The organism is Burkholderia sp. MSMB1835, assembly GCF_001526365.1.
Lineage (GTDB): Bacteria > Pseudomonadota > Gammaproteobacteria > Burkholderiales > Burkholderiaceae > Burkholderia.
The window spans coordinates 68255-84748 of sequence record NZ_LOYP01000031.1 but is presented as its reverse complement, the minus strand read 5'-3'; the positions used below and the strand labels follow the sequence as shown (position 1 = coordinate 84748).

The 16494-nt window shown below is 68.0% G+C and carries 16 protein-coding genes; 3 read left to right on the top strand and 13 right to left on the bottom strand.

Going from position 1 to position 16494, the window contains the following annotated elements; all coding sequences use genetic code 11:
• Positions 1-45: 45 nt before the first annotated feature.
• From WS96_RS13660 to WS96_RS13630, 7 genes are all read right to left on the bottom strand, one after another.
• Complete coding sequence (locus WS96_RS13660) at positions 46-648, bottom strand: class I SAM-dependent methyltransferase (RefSeq protein ID WP_059833167.1); 603 nt, start codon at positions 646-648, stop codon at positions 46-48.
• An 8-nt stretch (positions 649-656) separates the two neighbouring features.
• A complete protein-coding gene (locus WS96_RS13655; RefSeq protein ID WP_006487046.1) occupies positions 657-1859 on the bottom strand; it encodes a tryptophan--tRNA ligase in 1203 nt (400 codons plus the stop codon).
• A gap of 8 nt (positions 1860-1867) precedes the next feature.
• On the bottom strand, positions 1868-2530 hold the full coding sequence (locus tag WS96_RS13650; RefSeq protein WP_059833165.1) for a site-2 protease family protein: 663 nt from the start codon (positions 2528-2530) through the stop codon (positions 1868-1870).
• Between the two features lie 47 nt (positions 2531-2577).
• A complete protein-coding gene (locus WS96_RS13645; protein ID WP_006478414.1) occupies positions 2578-3210 on the bottom strand; it encodes an L-threonylcarbamoyladenylate synthase in 633 nt (210 codons plus the stop codon).
• A gap of 69 nt (positions 3211-3279) precedes the next feature.
• Complete coding sequence (locus WS96_RS13640) at positions 3280-4110, bottom strand: 3',5'-nucleoside bisphosphate phosphatase (protein WP_034207938.1); 831 nt, start codon at positions 4108-4110, stop codon at positions 3280-3282.
• A gap of 82 nt (positions 4111-4192) precedes the next feature.
• Positions 4193-5083, bottom strand: coding sequence for an alpha/beta fold hydrolase (locus WS96_RS13635; protein ID WP_059833163.1), 891 nt, complete (start codon positions 5081-5083; stop codon positions 4193-4195).
• 181 nt (positions 5084-5264) lie between these two features.
• Entirely contained in the window at positions 5265-6122 is an 858-nt protein-coding gene (locus tag WS96_RS13630) for a ferritin-like domain-containing protein (protein WP_059833161.1), read from the bottom strand.
• A gap of 143 nt (positions 6123-6265) precedes the next feature.
• On the opposite strand from WS96_RS13630, the gene WS96_RS13625 reads away from it, so the two are divergent.
• The 3 genes from WS96_RS13625 (at position 6266) to WS96_RS13615 (ending at position 8269) form a co-directional block, all read left to right on the top strand.
• On the top strand, positions 6266-6790 hold the full coding sequence (locus WS96_RS13625; RefSeq protein WP_006478410.1) for a gamma carbonic anhydrase family protein: 525 nt from the start codon (positions 6266-6268) through the stop codon (positions 6788-6790).
• Positions 6791-6815: 25 nt separating this feature from the next.
• Positions 6816-7766 carry an Hsp33 family molecular chaperone HslO gene (gene hslO, locus WS96_RS13620; protein WP_059828279.1) on the top strand — a complete coding sequence of 317 codons (951 nt, stop codon included), beginning with the start codon at positions 6816-6818 and terminating at the stop codon, positions 7764-7766.
• 137 nt (positions 7767-7903) lie between these two features.
• Positions 7904-8269 carry a hypothetical protein gene (locus WS96_RS13615; RefSeq protein WP_059833159.1) on the top strand — a complete coding sequence of 122 codons (366 nt, stop codon included), beginning with the start codon at positions 7904-7906 and terminating at the stop codon, positions 8267-8269.
• A gap of 89 nt (positions 8270-8358) precedes the next feature.
• Here WS96_RS13615 and ftsB read toward each other — a convergent pair whose 3' ends face one another.
• The 6 genes from ftsB to WS96_RS13585 all read right to left on the bottom strand — a co-directional run bounded on the left by ftsB (position 8359) and on the right by WS96_RS13585 (position 16471).
• Positions 8359-8784, bottom strand: coding sequence for a cell division protein FtsB (ftsB, locus tag WS96_RS13610; protein ID WP_034207737.1), 426 nt, complete (start codon positions 8782-8784; stop codon positions 8359-8361).
• An 81-nt stretch (positions 8785-8865) separates the two neighbouring features.
• On the bottom strand, positions 8866-10149 hold the full coding sequence (gene eno / locus WS96_RS13605; protein ID WP_006478406.1) for a phosphopyruvate hydratase: 1284 nt from the start codon (positions 10147-10149) through the stop codon (positions 8866-8868).
• A 106-nt stretch (positions 10150-10255) separates the two neighbouring features.
• Positions 10256-11110 (bottom strand): 3-deoxy-8-phosphooctulonate synthase, encoded by an 855-nt coding sequence (gene kdsA / locus WS96_RS13600; protein ID WP_059833157.1) that lies wholly within the window; start codon positions 11108-11110, stop codon positions 10256-10258.
• On the bottom strand, positions 11107-12765 hold the full coding sequence (locus WS96_RS13595) for a CTP synthase (RefSeq protein WP_034207739.1): 1659 nt from the start codon (positions 12763-12765) through the stop codon (positions 11107-11109). Before WS96_RS13595 ends, kdsA begins: the two co-directional genes overlap by 4 nt.
• 180 nt (positions 12766-12945) lie before the next feature.
• A complete protein-coding gene (locus WS96_RS13590) occupies positions 12946-13791 on the bottom strand; it encodes an alpha/beta fold hydrolase (protein ID WP_059833156.1) in 846 nt (281 codons plus the stop codon).
• A gap of 190 nt (positions 13792-13981) precedes the next feature.
• Positions 13982-16471: a DNA internalization-related competence protein ComEC/Rec2 gene (locus WS96_RS13585; RefSeq protein ID WP_059833154.1), complete on the bottom strand. Its 2490-nt coding sequence runs from the start codon at positions 16469-16471 to the stop codon at positions 13982-13984.
• Between the last annotated feature and the right edge of the window lie 23 nt (positions 16472-16494).

Below are 16494 nucleotides of genomic sequence, written 5' to 3'. Positions count from 1 at the left end.
AAACGCGATTGATTGTGTACCGGTAAACATTGAGATTGTAGCGGATTAGCCGGGCAGTTCGTAACGTGGAATTCCCGCCCCCGCCTTTGGGGTCGCGCCCTCGCGCACTGCGCAAAGACGCTGGACGAACGCCTCGCGCGGCGCGGCGACGAAACCGTCCTCGTACGCGACCGTCCGCAGACGACCGTGCACGGCGTCCAGCAACTCGCCCGGGGCGAGCAGGAACGCGGGATTGGACGGCTTTCCGACCGTTTCGTTTCCTTGCGCGAAGGTTTCGTAGATCAGCACGCCGCCCGGCGCCACGGCAGCGAGCAGATGGGGCCAGAGCGGGCGATGCAGATAGTTCGTGACGATCACGGCCGCGAACCGCTCGTCGGCCGGCAGCGGCCATGGCGCGCCTTCGAGATCGGCCGCGCGAGCGGCGACGCCGGGAATCGCGCGCAACGCGGCCAGGGCGGCCGGATCGCGGTCGAGCGCGACGACCGGATGCCCGCGCGACGCGAACCAGCGCGCATGGCGGCCGCCGCCCGCCGCGACGTCGAGCACCGCCCCGCCGGCCGGCACGAGCCGCGCCCATTGCGCAACCCAGCGCGACGGCTCGGCCTGGCCGACGTGGCCGCCCGCGGCGGCGATGACGGACTCGCTCATGCGCCGGATCAGTTGTACGACAGGCCCATCGCGTCGCGCACGTCGCGCATCGTTTCCGTCGCGTACTTGCGCGCCTTGTCGCAACCGTCCGCGACGATCGCGCGCAACAGCGACGGATCGTCCATGTACTTCTGCGCACGCTCGAGCATCGGCTGCTGTTCGCGCAGGATGCCTTCGACGACCGGCTGCTTGCAGTCGAGGCAACCGATGCCCGCCGAGCGGCAGCCCTTCTGCACCCATTCGTGCGTCGCTTCGTCCGTATAGACCTGGTGAAGCTGCCACACCGGGCACTTGTCGGGATCGCCCGGATCGGTGCGGCGCACGCGCGCGGGATCGGTCGGCATCGTGCGGACCTTCTTCGTGATCGTCTCGGCGTCTTCACGCAGGCCGATCGTGTTGCCGTACGACTTGGACATCTTCTGCCCGTCGAGGCCCGGCATCCGCGACGCTTCGGTCAGCAGCGCCTGCGGCTCGACCAGGATGATCTTGCGTGCGCCTTCGAGATAGCCGAACAGCCGCTCGCGGTCGCTCATCGACAGGCTTTGCGATTCCTGCAGCATCGCGCGCGCCTGTTCGAGCGCCTCGTCGTCGCCTTCCTGCTGATACGCGTTACGCAACTCGTGATAGAGCTTCGCGCGCTTGCCGCCGAGCTTCTTCGCGGCTTCGAGCGCCTTCTCCTCGAAACCGGGCTCGCGGCCGTACAGGTAGTTGAAGCGGCGCGCGATCTCGCGCGTCATCTCGACGTGCGGCACCTGGTCCTCGCCGACCGGCACGAGCGAGCCGCGATACAGCAGGATGTCGGCGGCCATCAGCACCGGATAGCCGAGGAAGCCGTAGGTGGACAGATCCTTGTCCTTCAGCTTCTCCATCTGCTCCTTGTAGGTCGGCACGCGTTCGAGCCAGCCGAGCGGCGTGCTCATGCCGAGCAGCAGCGCGAGTTCCGCGTGCTCGGGCACCTTGCTCTGGATGAACAGCGTCGCCTGCGCCGGGTCGATGCCGGACGCGAGCCAGTCGATCAGCACGTCCCACACGTTCTTCTCGATGACCTCGGGCGTCTCGTAGTGCGTCGTCAGCGCATGCCAGTCGACGACGCAGAAGAAGCACGGGTACTCGGACTGCAGCTTCACCCAGTTTTTCAGCACGCCGTGGTAATGACCGAGGTGCAGCGACCCGGTGGGTCGCATGCCGGAGAAAATACGTTCTGGGAACATGATTGTCGTTAGAAAAGCGAGGCGAAGGGAGACAGGACGGCGCTCAGGACGGCGTAACCGACATTGACGAGCGGACGCAGCCAGAAATTCGTCAGCACGCCCGTCGTGACGAGCACGAGGACGATGATGAAACCGTACGACTCGATGCGCGACAGCGCGATCGATTGCCTGGTCGGCAGCAGCGCCGCCAGGATGCGGCCGCCGTCGAGCGGCGGCAGCGGAAACAGGTTCAGCACGCCGAGCACGAGGTTCGCGCTGACGCCGGCGAACGCCATCCGCGTGAAGAACGGCTCGTCGATGCCGACGGCCGGCAGCACGAGGGTCAGCAGGCCCCAGACCAGCGCCTGCACGAAGTTGCAGGCCGGCCCCGCGAGCGCGACCCACAGGCTGCCCCAGCGCGGATTGCGCAGGTTGCCGAACGACACCGGCACCGGCTTCGCATAGCCGAACAGGAACGCGCCGCCGGTCAGGAAGTACATCGCGAGCGGAATCGCGATCGTGCCGAGCGGGTCGATGTGGCGCATCGGATTGAACGACACGCGCCCCATCGCGTAGGCGGTGTTGTCGCCGAGCAGGCGCGCGGCGTAACCATGCGCGGCCTCGTGCAGCGTGATCGCGAAGATCACGGGCAGCGCGTAGACGGCGATGGTCTGTATCAGGGAAGCATCCATATCGCGTTATTGTAACAAGCGCACTCGCGCAAAAACGGCACGGCGCGTCATGCGGCCGAAAGCCCGAACGGTTCGAGCGCGCCGCGCCCCGCGCGGACGAGTTCGGGCGCGTCGCCGGTCAGGTCGATCACCGTCGACGGTTCGCGCGGACACGCACCGCCGTCGATCACGAGGTCGACCTGCTTCTCGAGCCGCGTGCGGATTTCTTCGGGATCGTTCAGCGGTTCGTCGTCCGGCGGCAGGATCAGCGTCGTGCCGAGCAGCGGCTGGCCAAGCGACTCCAGCAGCGCGAGCGTGATCGCGTGATCGGGCACGCGCAACCCGATCGTCTTGCGCGACGGGTGCGACAGCCGGCGCGGTACTTCCTTCGTCGCCTGCAGAATGAACACGTACGGGCCCGGCGTCACCGACTTGATCTGCCGGTACTGGCGGTTGTCGACCATCGCGAAGTTGGCGAGCTCCGACAGGTCGCGCACGAGCAGCGACAGATGCTGCTTCTCGTCGAGGCCGCGAATCCGGCGCACGCGCTCGACCGCATCCTTGTCGTCGAGATGGCACGCGAGCGCATAGCTCGAATCGGTCGGCATCGCGATCACGCCGCCCTTGCTGACGATCTCCACCGCCTGCTTGATCAGGCGCGGCTGCGGATTATCCGGATGAATCCTGAAGAACTGGGACATGGGGACACGTAAAGAGGGAGAAGTCGGATGCGCATCGGCGGCAACGCGGGCGGCCGAAGCCGCCCGGCGTCAGAGCCAGCGCTCCCAGACCGGCGTCAGGTCGGGCGGCAACGGCGGCAGGCCGCCGAGCTCGATGCGGCCCTCGCCCGGCGCGTGGAAATCCGAGCCGCGCGACACTTCGAAGCCGAAGCGGCGCGCGACGTCCGCGTATTCGCGGTACTGGTCGGGCGTGTGACTGCCCGTGACGACCTCGATCGCGCGACCGCCGAGATCGATGAACTCGCCGAAAAACGCGTCGAATTCGACCGGCGTATAGCGATAGCGGCCCGGATGCGCGACCACCGCTTCGCCGCCTGCCGCGCGGATCCAGCCGACCGCGTCGGACAGCGACGCCCAGCGATGCGGGACGAAGCCGGGCTTACCGTCGCCGAGCAGGCGGTCGAACACGTCGGTCGTCGATTCGGCGTGGCCGTTCTCGACGAGAAAGCGCGCGAAGTGCGTGCGCGAGATCAGATCGGGATTCGATACGTATTTCAGCGCGCCTTCGTACGCGCCGGGTATGCCGAGCGTCGCGAGCTGCTCCGCGATCGCCAGCGCGCGCGCCGCGCGGCCGTGGCGGGTGCGGTACAGGCCGTCGACCAGCGCCGGATGGGCGGGATCGATGTGCAGACCGACGATGTGCACGGTGCGCGATGCCCACGTGACCGAAATCTCCACGCCGCTCAGATAGCGCATGCCGAGCGCCTCCGCCTCGCTGCGCGCCGCCGCCTGGCCGCCGATCTCGTCGTGGTCGGTCAGCGCCCACAGGGTCACGCCGCCCGCATGCGCGCGGCGCGCGACGTCGGCAGGCGACAGCAACCCGTCGGAAACATTGGAATGGCAGTGGAGATCGGCGTTCATCGTCGGCATGGCAGGTAAGGCCTCATTCTACTGCAACGCGGCAATTGCGCCGCCCGCCTGCCGTGCCGGCGCCGCCACGCGCCTACGCGCAGAACGCCTCGATCAGCGACGCGATCTGCTCGGGCTGGTCGTGATGCACCATGTGGCCGGCATCCTCGACGAGCTTCTCGCGCCAGTCGGGGAATGCGTCGAAGCGCGCCTTGAATTCGGCCAGCGGGATGTCGCCGGCGAGGTGCGCGAGCGTCGGCGAATTGACGGCCTCGATGTGCAGCACCTTCGCGCGCACCTGCTTCCAGATGGCCATCACTTCGTCGAGCCGGTACAGCAGCGGGCCCGGCATCTTGTGCGCCGGGTCGGCCAGCAGGTGGTAGAGGCCGTCGTCGCCGCGTTTCGACCAGTGCGCGGCGAGAAACGCGGCGCGGCGCGGGTCGAGCCGCGGATTGGTCTTGATCAGGCGCGCCGCCACGTCGTCGAGGGACGCGTACGGCCGCAGCGCGGGCGGCTCGCGCAGCTCGTCGAGCCAGCCGCGCAGCCGGCGCGGTGCCTGTTCGGCGCGGGCCGGCGCAAGCCCGAACCCCTCGAGGTCGACCACGCGCCGCACCCGTTCCGGCCGCGCGCCGGCATACAGACACACGACGTTCGCACCCATGCTGTGTCCGACCAGATTGACCTCGCCGGTCGGCGCATAGCGGTCGACGAGCGCATCGAGATCGCCCAGGTACTCGTGGAACCAGTAATGGCCGCCGCCCTGCCGCGCGACCGGCCAGTCGGACAGCCCGAAGCCGCGCGCGTCGGGCGCGATCACCTGCCAGTCGCCCGCGAGCGCGTCGACGACGAACTGGAACGACGCCGCAACGTCCATCCAGCCGTGCAGCATGAACAGCGTCGGCGCATCGGGCCGGCCCCAGCGCCGCACATGCAGCTGGACGCCGCGCACCGTGACGAAATCGGAAACAGAACTCGAGGCACTCATCGCAGCCGCCAAAAAAAGAATGGTCGTTCGATTATAGCGGCGACAGTCCGGTTCCGGCGGCCGGCAATCGAAGTACCGCTCTAGCGGCGAGGTCGTCCCGGGGCCCGCCGGCAGCATGCCGTCGATCGGCCGTGCGAGCCGGCCGGCAGCCACCAAGGACGCACCCGAACGCGGGGTCAGGCTAAGGCGCGGGACGTCCGTCCGCCGCGTCCTGCGCGGCCAGTTCGTCGAGTTCGGCTTGCTCGAAGCCCGCGTCGCGTCGCGCATCGAAATTGAACGGGCCGCGCAGCCGCGGCGCGTGGTATTGCTCGGCGAGCTGCCGATAAGTCGGTACGGGATCGCGGCCGGCTGCGTCGCACAAATGGCGGAACCAGCGGTTGCCGATCGCGACGTGGCCGATTTCGTCGCGCAGGATCACGTCGAGGATCGCGGCCGACGCATCGTCGCCCGCCTGCACGAGCCGTGCGCGGATCGGCGGCGACGCGTCGAGCCCGCGGGCCTCGAGCGTGCGCGGCACGAGCGCCATGCGCGCCAGCACATCGTCCCGGGTCCGCTCGCACATCTCCCACAGCCCGTTGTGCGCGGGAAAATCGCCGTATGCGTGCCCGAATGCCGCGAGCCGGTCGGACAGCAGCGTGAAGTGGTAGGCCTCCTCGGCCGCGACCTTCAGCCAGTCCGCATAGAACGCGTCCGGCAGGCCGGCGAAGCGCCAGACCGCGTCGAGCGCCAGGTTGATCGCATTGAACTCGATATGGGCGAGCGCGTGCAGCAGCACGGCACGCCCTTCCGGCGACCGCATGCTGCGCCGCTCGAGCTGGCGCGGCTCGACGAGCGGCGGTCGCGCCGGGCGGCCGGGCAGACCGGCCGGTTCGCGCAGTCGAAGCGACGGTGCGATCGCGGCCTGCCCGGCCCGCAGCGCATCGTGCAGTGCGCGCACCTGCGCGGCCTTGGCCGCCGGCTCGGCGACACACAGCGCATCGAGCGCCACGCTGCGCACGCAGGCCGGCACCTGGCCGAAAGAAGAAGACACGATGCTCATAAACAGGGACACCTTGCGTACGCGTCGCGGGAGCACAGGCACGCGACGGTTTACAATATGCGTTTGTTCCGCGGCGCCACGCGCCGGGCAAACCGGACGCGCCATTCTACCGGCGCCCCTCATCGAAGAGACAAGGAGACTCCGTGACGATCTACAAGCTGGGCGAGACGGCCCCGACGATCCACGAAAGCGTATTCGTCGCCGATACGGCGGCCATCATCGGCAAGGTCGTGCTCGAGGAAAACGCGAGCGTGTGGTTCGGCGCGACGATTCGCGGCGACAACGAGACGATTACGGTCGGCGCCGGCAGCAACGTCCAGGAAGGCGCGGTCCTGCATACCGACCCGGGCTTTCCGCTGACGATTGCCGAGAACGTGACGATCGGGCACCAGGCCATGCTGCACGGCTGCACGATCGGCGAAGGTTCGCTGATCGGGATTCAGGCGGTGGTCTTGAATGGAGCGGTCATCGGCCGCAACTGTCTGGTCGGTGCCGGCGCGGTCGTGACGGAAGGCAAGACGTTCCCGGACAACTCGCTGATTCTCGGCGCACCGGCGAAAGTCGTGCGCGAGCTGTCGGCCGAAGACGTCGCGCGGCTGCGCGCGAACGCGAAGACGTATGTCGAGCGACGCGCGCATTTCAAGGAGCAACTCGTGCGGATCGGGTGATTCGCACGGATTTCAAGGAAGAAGAGTGAGCGACCAGTTACAGAAATTCATGTTCAATGCGGCGCCCGTGCGCGGCGAGATCGTTTCGCTGCGCAACACGTGGCAGGAAGTACTCACCCGCCGCGACTACCCTGCCCCCGTGCGCACGGTGCTCGGCGAGATGATGGCCGCGTGCGCGCTGCTGTCCGCGAACCTGAAATTTCACGGCACCCTGATCATGCAGATCTTCGGCGACGGGCCGGTCCAGATGCTGGTCGTCCAGTGCGGGTCCGATCTGTCGATGCGGGCCACCGCGAAGTTCTCGGGCGACGCCGCGCAGACGATCGGCGACGACACGCGTTTCGCGGCGCTCGTCAACGCGAGCGGCCACGGCCGCTGCGTGATCACGCTCGATCCGGCCGACAAACTGCCCGGCCAGCAGCCGTACCAGGGCATCGTGCCGCTTAACGGCGTCGACGGCCCGCTCGAATCGGTGTCGCAGGTACTCGAGCACTACATGCATCACTCGGAGCAGCTCGACACGCGGCTGTGGCTTGCGGCCGATCGCGACCGCGCGGTTGGCATGCTGCTGCAGAAGCTGCCGGGCGACGGCGGCATCGTGCCGCGCAACGCCGAAACCGATATCGACACGTGGGAGCGCGTGTGCACGCTCGGCGGCACGCTGTCCGCGAAGGAATTGCTCGAGGTCGAACCGGAAGTGGTGTTCCGCCGGCTGTTCTGGCAGGAAAACGTGCAGCACTTCGAACCGGCCGGCACGCGCTTCCAGTGCTCGTGCTCGCGCGAGAAGGTCGGTGCGATGCTGCGCATGCTCGGTCGCGAAGAAGTCGACAGCGTGATCGTCGAGCGCGGCCACGTCGAGATCCACTGCGAGTTCTGCAACCAGCGCTACGAGTTCGATCCGGTCGACGTCGCGCAGCTGTTCGCGGCGCCCGGCGTCGAAACCGGCATCGCGCCCGCGACCGACCAGCGTCACTGAGCCGCGCGCCCGTGCCCGCCACCGGCGCGGCACGGGCGCATAATGACGCACGAGCGCCGCATGCGCGGCTCCGGCGCCGGAGGCCCGGCCTTCGGTGCCAGCCGCTTTCCACGGTCGGCGCGCCGCAGGAGAAACACATGAATCGCCCCCGCCCCTTTGGCACCATCCGCAGCATCGTCGTGACGAGCATGATCGCCGGCACGCTCGCGCTTGCCGGCTGCGCGATGCCGCCGCCGAGTTCCACGATCCTGAGCCGCCTGCCCGAGCCGGGCGCGTCGGGTGGCCAGCCGCCGGTGCTGTCGAGCGACGAACGCAAGCGCTACGACGAGATCGACCAGCAGGTTCTGCGCGAGCAGAACAGCGCGATGGCGGCCGAAGCGGCCGCACGCGCGTGGGCCTATTACTCGCCGCCGCCCGTGACGGTCTACGGCGGGTATTACGGCGGTTGGGGCAATCGCTGGGGCACGGGCATCAGCTACGGCTATCCGGGCTGGTGGTGGTGAGCTCGCATCCCCCGACCGATTGAAGACTGGCAGGAAATAAAAAAGCGCGGCATTTCCCGCGCTTTTTCAATGAATTCGACGTATCGCGCTCAGTGATGCGCCGCCTTGCCCTTGTCGCCGCCATGATGGCGCGACGGCTTCGCGATCGACTGCGGATTCGGCACGACCCGCACGGGCGCGGCGGAGACGGCGCCGCGCGTCGACGTATTCGACGGCGTGTTGTTCGGCGGCCCCGCAGGCGCATTCGGCGACACGAACTGCACGAATACTTCGCCGTCCTTCACCATGCCCATCTCGTAGCGCGCACGCTCCTCGATCGCCGCGGTGCCGCTCTGCAGATCCTGCACTTCGCCGGCGGTGCGCTCGTTGCGCAGCTTCTCGTCCGCATTCTTCTGGAGCTGGTCGTCGAGCTGCTGACGCAATTCGTGCACCCGCAGCCAGCCGCCGTGTCCCCACCATAGGGGGTACTGAATGAGCGCCAGCAAGGCAATCAGGACGACAGTGACAAGCCGCATGTAAGAGACGCAGATATAAGAAGCGCCGCTCCGCGCACAGGCACAGAGCGGCGTCGAGATGACGAACCCGATAGTAGCGCGTTAGCGCAGGTTATAGAAAGCCGATTTGCCCGGGTAGCTAGCGATGTCGCCGAGATCTTCCTCGATGCGCAGCAACTGGTTGTACTTCGAGATGCGGTCGCTGCGCGACAGCGAACCCGTCTTGATCTGACCGGCGTTCAGGCCGACCGCGATGTCCGCGATCGTCGAATCTTCCGTTTCGCCCGAGCGGTGCGAGATCACGGCCGTGTAGCCCGCGCGCTTCGCCATTTCGATCGCCGCGAACGTTTCGGTCAGCGTACCGATCTGGTTGATCTTGATGAGGATAGAGTTCGCGATGCCCTTCTCGATGCCTTCCTTCAGGATGCGCGTGTTCGTGACGAACAGATCGTCGCCGACGAGTTGCACCTTCTTGCCGAGACGGTCGGTCAGCAGCTTCCAGCCGTCCCAGTCGCTTTCGTGCATGCCGTCCTCGATCGACACGATCGGGAACTTGTCGGCGAGCGTCGCGAGGTAGTCGGTGAATTCGGCCGACGACAGTTGCAGGCCTTCGCCCGCGAGCTGGTACTTGCCGTCGTGGTAGAACTCGGATGCCGCGCAGTCGAGCGCGAGCAGCACGTCTTCGCCCGCACGGTAGCCGGCCTTCTCGATCGCCTGCAGGATCGTCGACAGGCACTCGTCGTTGCTGCCGAAGTTCGGTGCGAAACCGCCTTCGTCGCCGACGGCCGTGCTCATGCCGCGGTCGCTCAGGATCTTCTTCAGCGCGTGGAACACTTCCGCGCCGCAACGCAGCGCTTCACGGAACGTCGGCTGGCTGACCGGGACGATCATGAATTCCTGGATGTCCAGGCTGTTGTTCGCGTGCGCGCCGCCGTTGACGATGTTCATCATCGGCACCGGCAGTTGCATCGCGCCCGACCCGCCGAAGTAGCGGTACAGCGGCAGGCCGGCTTCTTCGGCGGCGGCCTTCGCGACGGCCATCGACACGGCCAGCATCGCGTTCGCGCCCAGGCGCGACTTGTTGTCGGTGCCGTCCAGCTCGAGCAGCGTCTTGTCGAGGAACGCCTGTTCCGACGCGTCGAGGCCCATGATGGCTTCGGAGATTTCGGTGTTGATGTGCTCGACCGCCTTCAGCACGCCCTTGCCGTTGTAGCGGCCGGCTTCGCCGTCGCGCAGTTCGATCGCTTCACGCGAGCCGGTGGACGCGCCCGACGGCACCGCCGCGCGGCCCATCGTGCCCGATTCGAGCAGCACGTCGCATTCGACGGTGGGGTTGCCGCGCGAATCCAGAATCTCGCGGCCGATGATATCTACGATTGCACTCATGGGTTTCCTCTGAGAATGACGATGGATTCTTCAAACTGCGACGGCGGGCGCGCCGGAACCGCTTTCGCTACAGACGCGCAAAGCCGTCGCAAGGTTCATTCGATCTTTAATTGAAATCGTTTTCCAGGAACGGGTTGCGCTTCACCGCCTGGTCGAGCGTGACGAGCGTCTCCAGCAACGCGCCCATCCGGTTCAGCGGCACCGCGTTCGGGCCGTCGGACTTCGCCTCGGCCGGATTCGGATGCGTTTCCATGAAGAGGCCCGCGACGCCCGTCGCGACCGCCGCACGTGCGAGCACCGGCACGAATTCGCGCTGGCCGCCCGAGCTCGTGCCCTGCCCGCCCGGCAACTGCACCGAGTGGGTCGCATCGAACACGACCGGCGCGTTCGTCTCGCGCATGATCGCGAGCGAACGCATGTCCGACACGAGATTGTTGTAGCCGAACGAGACGCCGCGCTCGCACGCCATGAAGCGGTCTTCCGACAGCCCCGCGTCACGTGCGGCGTCGCGCGCCTTGTCGATCACGTTCTTCATGTCGTGCGGCGCGAGGAACTGGCCCTTCTTGATGTTGACGGGCTTGCCCGAGCGCGCGCACGCATGGATGAAATCGGTCTGACGGCACAGGAACGCCGGCGTCTGCAGCACGTCGACGACCGACGCGACCTGCTCGATCTCGTCGATCGAATGCACGTCCGTCAGCACCGGCAGGCCGAGCTGGCGCTTCACCTCGGACAGGATCCGCAGGCCCTCGTCCATTCCGAGGCCGCGAAACGATTTGCCCGAGCTGCGGTTTGCCTTGTCGTAGGACGACTTGTAGATGAACGGAACGTTCAGCTTCTCGCAGATCTCCTTCAGGCGGCCGGCCGTGTCGATCGTCATTTGCTCCGATTCGACGACGCAGGTACCCGCGATCAGGAAGAAAGGCTTGTCGAGACCGACCTCGAAATCGCACAGCTTCATGCTTGCACTCCGCGCGCTTGCTTGTTGGCGAGCGCGGCTTCGACGAACGACTTGAACAGCGGATGGCCATCACGCGGCGTGGACGTGAATTCCGGGTGGAACTGGACGCCGACGAACCACGGGTGCATCGAGCGCGGCAGCTCCATCATTTCCGGCAGATCCTCGCTCGGGGTACGGGCGCTGATGATAAGGCCGCCGGCTTCGAGCTGGGGCACGAAGCGGTTATTGACTTCATAACGGTGGCGATGGCGCTCGTTCACGTCCTTGCCGTAGATTTCTTCCGCCATCGTGCCCGGCTTGATCGGGCAGCGCTGCGAACCGAGGCGCATCGTGCCGCCGAGGTCGGATTCCTCGGTGCGCGTCTCGACCTTGCCTTCGCGGTCGTACCATTCGGTGATCAGCGCGACCACGCGCTCCGGCGTGTCCGGATCGAATTCCGTGCTGTTCGCCTGCTTCAGGCCGACGACGTCGCGCGCGAATTCGATCACCGCGAGCTGCATGCCGAGGCAGATGCCGAGGTACGGCACCTTCGACTCGCGCGCATAGCGGACCGCCGCGATCTTGCCTTCCGTGCCGCGACGGCCGAAGCCGCCCGGCACCAGCACGGCGTCGAGGTGCTTCAGGCTGTCGACGCCGTTCGTCTCGAGCTCTTCCGAATCGATGTACTCGATGTTGACCTTGGTCGACGTGTGGATCGACGCATGGCGCAGCGCCTCGATCAGCGACTTGTACGACTCGGTCAGGTCGACGTACTTGCCGACCATGCCGATCGTCACTTCGTGCTGCGGGTTCTCGAGCTTTTCGACGAGCGTCGACCACATGCTCAGGTCGGCGTCCTTCGGCGACAGCTTCAGCTCTTCGCAGATGATCCGGTCGAGGCCCTGGTCGTGCAGCATCTGCGGAATCTTGTAGATGCTGTCGGCGTCCCACACCGAGATCACGGCGTCTTCGGGCACGTTCGAGAACATCGAGATCTTCTTCGATTCGTCGTCGGGGATGCGGCGATCCGCACGGCACAGCAGCACGTGCGGCAGGATGCCGATCTCGCGCAGCTTCTGCACGCTGTGCTGGGTCGGCTTCGTCTTCAGCTCGCCGGCCGTCGCGACGTACGGCACGAGCGTCAGGTGCACGAAGCACGCGCTGTTGCGGCCGAGGCGCAGGCTCATCTGGCGCGCGGCCTCGAGGAACGGCAGCGACTCGATGTCGCCGACCGTGCCGCCGATCTCGACGATCGCGACGTCCGGCTCGCCGCAGGTGGCCGATGCCGCCCCGCGCTCGATGAACGCCTGGATTTCGTTCGTGATGTGCGGAATCACCTGCACGGTCTTGCCGAGATAATCGCCGCGGCGCTCCTTGCGGATCACCGATTCGTAGATCTGGCCGGTCGTGAAGTTGTTGGCCTTGCGCATCTTCGTGCTGATGAAGCGCTCATAGTGGCCGAGGTCGAGGTCGGTCTCCGCTCCGTCTTCCGTCACGAACACTTCGCCGTGCTGGAACGGGCTCATCGTGCCGGGGTCGACGTTGATGTAGGGATCGAGTTTGAGGAGGGTGACTTTCAGACCGCGCGATTCGAGGATCGCGGCGAGAGAGGCGGCGGCAATACCCTTGCCGAGGGAAGAAACTACGCCGCCGGTGACGAAAACATATTTGGTCATCGCTGGATGCTCGCGGGAAAAACGGATTATACCGTAAAGCCCGCCCTTCTCTCAGCAATTGACGCGATGATCGCGCCCTTTCGTGCCGACCCGCGCCAACCGTGCGCGACGGCGCGAACCGGCCGGCCCGTCGGCGCCGCGCGCATGCGCCGGCGGTCGTTCCGTCCGCCGGACCCGGCGTCAGGCGCGCCTCGCGATCGGCGCGCCGGCCTGCGAAGCGCAACCCTCTTCCGCCTTCAGCGAATTCAGCATCCGCTGCAATGCGCGGGCGGTCTCGATCGGCCGCTCCATCGGGAACAGGTGGCTCCCTTCGATCCATTCGATGCGCCCGCGCGTCGCGCGGCGCGTCGCGTCGAGCCCGACCTGCCGGACCTCGCGCGAGCGCGTGCCGGCGAGAAAGCCGAGCGGCACCGGCGCGCCGTGCGCGAGCCGCGGGCCGAGCGTGTGCGGCAGCGTCCGGTAGATCAGGTACTCGACCTGACGGTCGAACGCCAGCGCGCGCTCGCCGTCGGCGCCGGCCTGCGGGATCCCGTGGTCGATATAGTCGGCGAGCATCCGTTCGTCCCAGCGCGCGAACGCGGGCTTCTCCCGAAAGTGCCGCCAGACTTCGTCGCGGCTCGTCCAGCGCGTGCGCCGGTTGCGCGTGGCCGCGGCCGGCGACAGCCGCTCGTCGAGCCCCGCCCACTGGCTCGCGCGCAGCGCGCCGGCACGCCAGCCCGCGATGATCGGCGAATCGATCATCACGACGCCGCGCACCCACTGCGGCTTCTTCAGCGCGGCCATCAACGACAGGTAGCCGCCGAGCGAATGGCCGACGAGCCAGACCGGGCGCTCGTAGCGGCTGCCGATGTCGTCGAGCAGTTGCTCGACGAGATGCGGCCAGTCGCGCGTCACCGGGAAGCGGCGGTCGTGACCGATCCGTTCGATGTAGCGCAGCTCGTAGTCGTCGGCCAGTTCGGCGAAGATCGTCCGGTATGTCGACGCCGGGAAGCCGTTCGCATGCGAGAAGTGGAGGATGTCCTTCAAATGCCGATGTCTCCTTTGTCGACGGGAGCGGGTGCTTCGGCACGCGCTCCCGTCCCATGCTTCGCGATCGACGGAAGCTGGCGCTTCGGCGCTTGCGCCGATCCCGTGCTTCGTATTCTGTCGGAACCGTGCTTCGGCACGCTACGCCGGCCCCGCGCTTTCCGTCCGGACAAGCCGGCCTTCGCCGCGCTTACCGGTCCATCCAGTACCGGCGCCGTTCGTCGCGATAGCGCGCGAAGGCAAACCCGGCGCCCGCCGGCGCGACGTCGAACCGCACGGCGCCGTCGCGATCGGTGCGCGGCAGCGGAATCCCGCGCGCCTCGTAGCGGGCGAGCACGGTCCGGTGCGGATGCCCGAAACGATTGCGATAGCCTACAGGAAATACCGCGACGCGCGGCCCGACCGAATCGAGGAAAGGCTCGACCGACGACGTGCGGCTGCCGTGGTGCGGCACGACCAGGATCTGCGCGGCCAGCGCGTCGCGCGCATCGGCCACCAGCCGGCGCTCGGCGGCGGCCTCGATGTCGCCCGTCAGCAGTGCCGACGTGCCGCCCGCATCGATGCGCAGTACACACGATCGGCCGTTCGACGAACCCGTGCCCACCCCGCCCGGCGGCCACAGCATCGTGAAGACGACGCCGTCCCAGGTCCACCGCTGCCCGGCCGCGCACGGCAGCCGATCGGCCACGCCCGCCGCCTGCGCATCGCGCCACAGCCGGTGCCGCGGCGCAATGCCGGCCAGCAACTGGCGCACGTCGGCGGCCGCATAAACGGCCGCTGCGCCGCCCGCATGATCGGCATCCGCATGACTGAGCACGAGCGAATCGATCGTCGCGATGCCGCGCGCCCGCAACGCCGGCGCGACGATCCGCGTACCGGCGTGGGACGACTCCGCACCCGGCCCCGCATCGAACAGCAAGGCCCGCCGCGCCGTTTCGACCAGCACCGCCGCGCCCTGCCCGACGTCGAGCACGGTCAGCCGGAAGCCGCCCGCCGGCGGCGCATCCGGCGCCGGCGCGACGAGCGGCAGCCACGTCAGCGGCGCCGCCCAGCGCAGCGGCCAGCCGCGCGGCATCAGCGCCCACGCGACCCCCATGCATGCCAGCACCAGCACCGGCCAGTCGGGCATGCGCAGCCAGAACACGCCGGCGGGCCAATCGGCCAGGTACCCGAGCAGCGTCATCATCGGCGCGAGCGCCGCATGCGCAAGCCGAAAGGCAGCCGCGTCGAGCGGCGGCGGCAACGCGATGCCGGCCAGCACGACCGGCGTCACGACCGAGCTGACCCACGGAATCGCGAACGCATTGCCGAACGGCCCCGACAGGGAAACCTGCGCGAACCATGCGGCGGTGAGCGGCGCGAGTCCGATCGTCACCGCGTACTGCACGCGTGTCGCCTCGGCGACGCGGCGCCGGCAGCGCGTCGCCCACGCACGCAACCGGCTCCGCGAGCCGGTCGCGCCGCTCTCCGCGCCCGCTTCGTCGATCTCGTCGGCCTCGCGCACCGCGCGCCAGCCGGCGACGGCCAGCAGGATCACCGCGACCGCACCGAACGACAGCCAGAACCCGGCCGACAGCACGGCCCACGGGTCGGCGAGCAGCACGCCGCCGAGCGCCAAGCACAGCACCGCCGACGTGGGCACGCTGCGGCCGGCCAGATACGCGATGCCGCCGCCCGCGATCATCCACCACGCGCGCTGTGCCGGCACGTTGAAGCCGGCGAGCGCGGCGTAGCCGGCCGCAGCGGCCAGCGCGGCGAGCGCGGCCGCGTACGGCGCCGGCAGCACGAGCGTCGCGGCCCGTCCGCGCCAGCGCACGCGGCGCCAGACCATCGAGACGAGCCAGCCGGCGAGCGCGCCGACCAGCCCGACATGGAGACCGGAAATCGCGACCAGATGGCTCGTGCCCGTGTTGCGCAGCACGCGCCAATCGTCGTCGCCGATGCCCGACTGGTCGCCGATCGCCAGCGCGGCGACGATGCCGCGATGCGCCGCATCGGTACCGAGCCCCTCGCCGATGCGTGCCCGCAGCATGTCGCGCACCCGATCGATCGATGCACGCCAGCCCGATGCGCGCCCATCGAGCAATACCGCCCGACGCGGCGCACTGACATAGCCGATCGCGCGAATGCCCGCGGCGAGCCACGCCGCCTCGCCGTCGCGCACGCCGGGATTGGCCTCGGCATGCGGACGCTTGAGACGCACGACCAAACGCCAGCGCTGGGCCGCACGCAAATCGGGAAGCGCATCGCGTGTCGCGGATGCGCCATACGCGCGCCACGACAACCGGATCAACGGCGGAAAACGGGTGAGCCCCGCATCGTTCGATTCGACCGCGAACAGCAGCCGCGCACCTGTCTCGTCGACGACGGGCAGCCCGCGGATCACGCCCGTGACGACGATGTCGCGCCCTTCCCACTCGACGGGCAGACTGTCGCGCAGCCGCCATTCGGCCCGCGCGGCCGCATAGCCGAATCCCGCGACGCAGGCCGCGACCGCGCACAACATCCATCCGCCTACGACGACCGCACGCGTGCGCCGACGACGCGCGCACCACGCGCCCAGCGCCGCGCAGCCCGCGAGCACGGCCGCTCCGATCGTCCATGCGATCGCCCCCGGCAACGCCGCCTGCCGCTGCAGCACGACGACGCCGAGCGCGAACGCGATCCACCACACGCGCATTCCGCCTCCTCGTCGACCCGGCG